Genomic DNA, 1,577 nt, shown 5'->3' with positions numbered 1-1,577 from the left:
TGTTCGTATCTCATCATTCTACCTCCGTAAGCCAGTATCTTTTTTTGCATTCTGTACATCCATTAGTCCCGTCTGGACAATTAATCTCCGGGTCCATGTCGCATGGCCTCAAATCTATGAAACCCCCTATCATTTCGATATTCGGAAACTCCTTTATGATCATATCCTGTCTCGTCTTGATCGGGTGTTCAGCTGACCATCTTTCTATAATCCCAACCAGTTTTTCGGGGTCTTTTGCGCTCATTGAATCTTCAGAAATATTAAATGCACATGTAAACATCATTTTTTCATTTAATAATTCACAAGTATCACAGCTTGGCTGTTTTTTACAAAAGTTTAAAGCTTCTTTCAAAAATTTTACTGCGTCCATTTTATTCCTCCTCGCATTCTACAACGCCAAAACGAAAATCACATTCTCTGCACCACGCTGTTCCGTCGCTGTAAAAATCGGTTATTTCTGCTCCACATTTTGGACAGAATGTGATGTTATTGGCATCTGTAAATCCACTAATATATCCGTACATCATTCTCCCTCCCACGGCTCTATTGGACAAGTTGGATATCTTTCACCAATTTTAGAACAACAGTCTATATATTTATTAATCCATTGGCAATATCCATATTCATTGACTTGGCCACAACTGAAGCAGTCTTTAGGGATTTCTTCAATTTCTATTACGATTCGTCCCTTCACTTGTACTCTCCCTCCCACGGATCAGATGGTTCTTTCCAAGCTTTTACTTGAATATAATCGCCAGTTATAGAATCGTACCAACAACCACCTGCATAATGCCCTATAAATCTCTCTCCGTTGTTTGTGGTTACTTCTACATCAACTCCAAAGTTTGGCAACTTTTCGTTACATGAAATCCATTTATTTTTCTCTATTTCTTTTTTCATTTCTCGACACTTATCTATTGTTCCAATTTGATAATATTCATATAGTACTTCTGCAATTTCTTCTATTGTTGCATCTTTAATAAAATCATAAGGTGTCATTTTAAATCTCCCTTCCACGGTTCTGGTAATGGCATCCATGCGGTTACGCAAGCTTTCCACTCTGGCGGTGATGCTTCAAAGTGTGCAGCATACCACGGCCTAAACCCGTGTTCATTATGCCAAATTGCAATATCGTATATTTTAGAATCAAGAAATACCATGACCGTATCATAGTCGTTTTCCGGCAGCTTTTCACTGCACGGAATCCACGCTCCAGCTTTAGGTTGTTCACTCAGCACATCTTTAACTTCCTTTAATAATTCAACTGTGCCTTCAATTTCTCTGCCGTATGGCGGTTCTAAATAACGCTTGATATAATGCTCTGTTTTTTCTATCAGTTTTTTTTCATCTATCATCTCAATTCTCCTTATGCCGTCCTAATAATTCATCAATAATAAATCCCATCATTCGTTGGCAGAATCAAGCTCTTCCAATCCAATAATCGCGGCATCAATGGCCTTGTCCCATCCTTCCGCCTCTTTATCCGATGCATCACAGCCGCCAAGCGCGGTAAGCATTTGCTCTACGTCTGAGCGCTTGATTAAATCGTTCATAGTCCCTCCTTTCTCCCCGCAGAC

4 protein-coding genes are annotated in these 1,577 nt (G+C 39.4%); all 4 read right to left on the bottom strand.

The features are described 5' to 3' along the window. Window positions 1-13 precede the first annotated feature (13 nt). The 4 genes from H9L42_RS16685 to H9L42_RS16670 all read right to left on the bottom strand — a co-directional run bounded on the left by H9L42_RS16685 (window position 14) and on the right by H9L42_RS16670 (window position 1,355). Window positions 14-370 (bottom strand): hypothetical protein, encoded by a 357-nt coding sequence (locus tag H9L42_RS16685; protein WP_187304523.1) that lies wholly within the window; start codon window positions 368-370, stop codon window positions 14-16. Between the two features lies 1 nt (window position 371). Beyond that, a complete protein-coding gene (locus H9L42_RS16680) occupies window positions 372-527 on the bottom strand; it encodes a hypothetical protein (protein ID WP_187304522.1) in 156 nt (51 codons plus the stop codon). Between the two features lie 163 nt (window positions 528-690). After that, window positions 691-999, bottom strand: a complete 309-nt coding sequence (locus H9L42_RS16675) for a hypothetical protein (protein ID WP_187304521.1) — start codon at window positions 997-999, stop codon at window positions 691-693. After that, window positions 996-1,355, bottom strand: a complete 360-nt coding sequence (locus H9L42_RS16670) for a DUF551 domain-containing protein (RefSeq protein WP_187304520.1) — start codon at window positions 1,353-1,355, stop codon at window positions 996-998. The genes H9L42_RS16675 and H9L42_RS16670 overlap by 4 nt, the downstream gene beginning before the upstream one ends. Window positions 1,356-1,577 lie beyond the last annotated feature (222 nt).

Source organism: Zhenpiania hominis (assembly GCF_014333425.1).
Lineage (GTDB): Bacteria > Bacillota > Clostridia > Peptostreptococcales > Anaerovoracaceae > Hominibacterium > Hominibacterium hominis.
The sequence above is the reverse complement of the archived record's forward strand: the minus strand, read 5'-3'. Positions and strand labels throughout refer to the sequence as shown.